General features: G+C 56.2%; 7 protein-coding genes. All 7 read right to left on the minus strand.

Annotated features, from left to right (window positions below):
- Positions 1-146 (minus strand): PilW family protein (locus ACRAUW_RS17475; RefSeq protein WP_431363292.1); only part of this gene is annotated, 146 nt, incomplete at its 3' end.
- Positions 143-712, minus strand: a complete 570-nt coding sequence (pilV, locus tag ACRAUW_RS17480; RefSeq protein ID WP_005348939.1) for a type IV pilus modification protein PilV — start codon at positions 710-712, stop codon at positions 143-145. The genes pilV and ACRAUW_RS17475, both read right to left, overlap by 4 nt.
- 2 nt (positions 713-714) lie before the next feature.
- Positions 715-1,119, minus strand: a complete 405-nt coding sequence (locus tag ACRAUW_RS17485) for a type IV pilin protein (protein WP_431363290.1) — start codon at positions 1,117-1,119, stop codon at positions 715-717.
- A 110-nt stretch (positions 1,120-1,229) separates the two neighbouring features.
- On the minus strand, positions 1,230-2,165 hold the full coding sequence (gene ispH / locus ACRAUW_RS17490; RefSeq protein ID WP_431363291.1) for a 4-hydroxy-3-methylbut-2-enyl diphosphate reductase: 936 nt from the start codon (positions 2,163-2,165) through the stop codon (positions 1,230-1,232).
- The gene (fkpB, locus tag ACRAUW_RS17495) at positions 2,165-2,617 is read right to left on the minus strand and encodes an FKBP-type peptidyl-prolyl cis-trans isomerase (protein ID WP_042059691.1); all 453 of its coding nucleotides are present in this window, start codon (positions 2,615-2,617) and stop codon (positions 2,165-2,167) included. Before fkpB ends, ispH begins: the two co-directional genes overlap by 1 nt.
- A complete protein-coding gene (lspA, locus tag ACRAUW_RS17500; protein ID WP_005340447.1) occupies positions 2,614-3,111 on the minus strand; it encodes a signal peptidase II in 498 nt (165 codons plus the stop codon). Before lspA ends, fkpB begins: the two co-directional genes overlap by 4 nt.
- The coding region (locus tag ACRAUW_RS17505) for a zinc finger domain-containing protein (RefSeq protein WP_431363293.1) at positions 3,111-3,242 on the minus strand (132 nt) is incomplete at its 5' end. The genes ACRAUW_RS17505 and lspA, both read right to left, overlap by 1 nt.

The following is a 3,242-nucleotide window of genomic DNA, read 5'->3' on the forward strand; positions in this document are numbered from 1 at the left end:
CCATTTTCCTGTAATTCACTTTGATCAAAGGCATCTTCAGAGCTGGAGCGAGACATCACAAAAACTGTGAATACCCCCGCCAACAAAAATAGACCGAGCAGCATAGCGACTAGCCACTCTACCAGCGTGAAACCGCGAGAATTCATAAAGTCGTCGTCAGAATAAACTGGCGCCTCGAAAGATTATTTGCTGTCGAGAGTTGACACTCATTGATCAGCGTTGCTGCGGCAGCAGCAGCCCCCCCATCAGATATCTCTTGCTTGCCAGCCCAGAATATTCCGACAGCCAATACATTATTGGCCCGCCGCACCACGCAACCTATCGGTGAATTCAAGGAAGATGCAGCCCCCGACACACTGGCCCCAAGCAAGGCTTGTTGCCAGTAGTGAAGGTCGGCGTTACGTAAATCTGCAGCACTGCACGCGCTAATTGTGCCATCTGCTGCGGCGCATGTCGGGCGTGGCAAGTTGGCGGCAAGATTAACGGTCACTGCACCGGATGCGGTCCAGCTATCGCGATTTATCCGTACTCGTTCGACCATATCGTTAGCCAGCCAGCTGGCAATAGTGCGCTGGCGAGCTTCATAACTGGCAAATTTTGAATGGGTTTGCAAAGCAACCAGACCAAGCAGCCCCAGCGACAGGATGACTGCGGTGATCATCACCTCCAACAAGCTGAATCCCCTCTCATGTGATGAAACATGAATGGCCATGACTATTCCCAACAGCTATTGCTAGCTGCACCAGAAGCAGTTTTGACGCCCAACTGATTAATGGAAAACACCGTGCAATCGGTATCTTTAGCTTGGGCCGTCGCCGCGCCGGCACTGGCTGACAAGGTGTAGGTGTTGCCTGATACGGCAATGGATAATTGATACAGACCATTCTCAGATGCACTACTGATACCAAGAGCAGCTGCAGAGGATGCATACTGATTGAAATCCATAAAATAGGTTTCTTGCCGATTGGCCGCATTGAGCAGCATGCTCTTGGCTTCGACACGATGACTGGTCAGCACATATTGCTGATAGGCGGGATAAGCGATGGTGCCAAGAATCGCCACGATGGCGATGACAATCATCAACTCAATAAGAGAAAAGCCACGAAAGTATCCAATCATATCCCATCCTTGGTGACAGACTGCTTCATAAGTTTAACGCCGAGCCTGTCTCTTGAACAAACCCGGCGTCATTATCAACACACTTTATTCTTAAGCCTTCCTGGCTGCACTCAAATTATTCTAAGTTCGGGAGGAACCTCAAAGACTACGTTCTCTTCACGGCCAGGATGCTCGGCAACCACCTTGCCACCCAGCTCCCGCAGACGGGCAATCACGTTTTGCACCAGCACCTCGGGTGCCGAAGCACCGGCAGTGACGCCGATCGCCTTCACGCCTTCCAGCCAGCTAGCCTCGATCATCGAGGCATCGTCGATGAGGTAGGCCTTGGCGCCCACCTTCTCGGCCAGCTCCCGCAGGCGGTTGGAGTTGGAGGAGTTGCGCGACCCCACCACCAGCATGGCGTCCACCAGCCCCGCCATCTCCCGCACCGCATCCTGACGGTTCTGGGTGGCGTAGCAGATATCGTCCTTGCGCGGCCCCTGGATCTTGGGGAAGTGCTTGCGCAGCGCATCGATGACGTCAGAGGTCTCATCCACGCTCAGAGTAGTCTGGGTGACGAAGCAGAGGTCATCCGGATTCTTCACCTTGAGCCTGGCCACATCTTCCGGTGTTTCTACCAGATACATGCCGCCTTCGCGATTCTCGTACTGCCCCATGGTGCCGATCACCTCGGGGTGGCCGGCATGACCGATAAGCACGGCTTCGGAGCCCTTGCGGCTGGCGCGATGAACCTCCATGTGCACCTTGGTCACCAGCGGACAGGTGGCATCGAATACCTTGAGGGCGCGGGACTTGGCCATCTCGCGCACCGTCTTGGCCACGCCATGGGCAGAGAAGATGACAATGCTGTCGTCCGGTACCTCGTCCAGCTCTTCGACGAAGACGGCTCCCGCCTCTTTCAGCTTGTTCACCACATAACGGTTATGCACCACTTCGTGACGGACATAGATGGGGGCCCCGAACTTCTCCAGCGCGCTCTCGACGATGCTGATGGCACGATCGACACCGGCGCAGAAACCACGAGGGTTAGCGAGCAGAATATCCATTAGTGCACCTTCTCCTCATCATCAACGCCCAGGATCTCCACCTCGAAGGTGACGGTATGACCGGCCAGGGGATGATTGAAGTCGACCGTGACCGACATCCCGGCTACCGCCCGGATGATGCCCGGCAATTCGCTGCCATTGGGCTGATCGAACAGGATGATGGTGCCGACTTTTGGCTCCACATCGGCGCCAAATTTGGCACGGTCGAGATGGTAGATGTTGTCGGGATTGGAGAGACCAAAGGCCTCTTCCGGCGCCAGAGTAAAACTCTTGCTCTCCCCTTCGCACAGGCCCAGCAGGCACTGCTCGAAGGTCGGGGTCAGGCTGCCATCACCCATCCGCAAGCGGGCCGGCTTGCCGTGCAGCGCCGTGCTGTCGGCAACCGAGCCATCTTCCAGCTTGATGGAGAAGTGGAACAGCACGCTGCTGTTAGCGGTGATCTGCTGGCTCATGCCTGCTCCTTTTTCTCACCACGGAAACCGTCCAGCACAATCATGGCGGCCCCGATAAAGATAAAGCTGTCGGCCAGATTGAATGCCGGCCAGTGCGCACGCTGCCAGTAGAAGTCGAGGAAATCGACCACATGGCCCAACACCAGTCGATCAAAGACGTTGCCAAGGGCGCCGCCGATGATGAGTGAATAGGCGATACCGCTCCAACGCTGGGTCACCGACTGCTTGCGCAGCCAGTGGATCAGCAATCCACAGATGGCAAACGCCAGCACCGCGAAGAACCAGCGCTGCCAGCCCCCCTGATCAGCCAGAAAGCTGAATGCGGCGCCCTTGTTGTAGACGTGAACCAGATTGAAGAAGGGGGTGATCTCCACCCCCGGGTAACCAAATGGCAGCAACTTGACCACGGCGAGCTTGCTCGCCTGGTCCAGTACAAAGGCCAGCACTGCCAGCCACAGCCAACGCAGGCCGCTTTTATGTTGAGTCATGTTCATCAGGCAAATTGACGCGTTTCGCCGTCACCCTCAACGTTGGTCACACAGCGACCACAGATCTCTTCGTGACCCGCGATAGTGCCCACATCTTCTACATGGTGCCAGCAGCGGTCGCACTTGGCGGCGGCAGA

Origin of the sequence: Aeromonas sp., assembly GCF_050633025.1 — a bacterium.
Classification (GTDB): domain Bacteria; phylum Pseudomonadota; class Gammaproteobacteria; order Enterobacterales; family Aeromonadaceae; genus Aeromonas.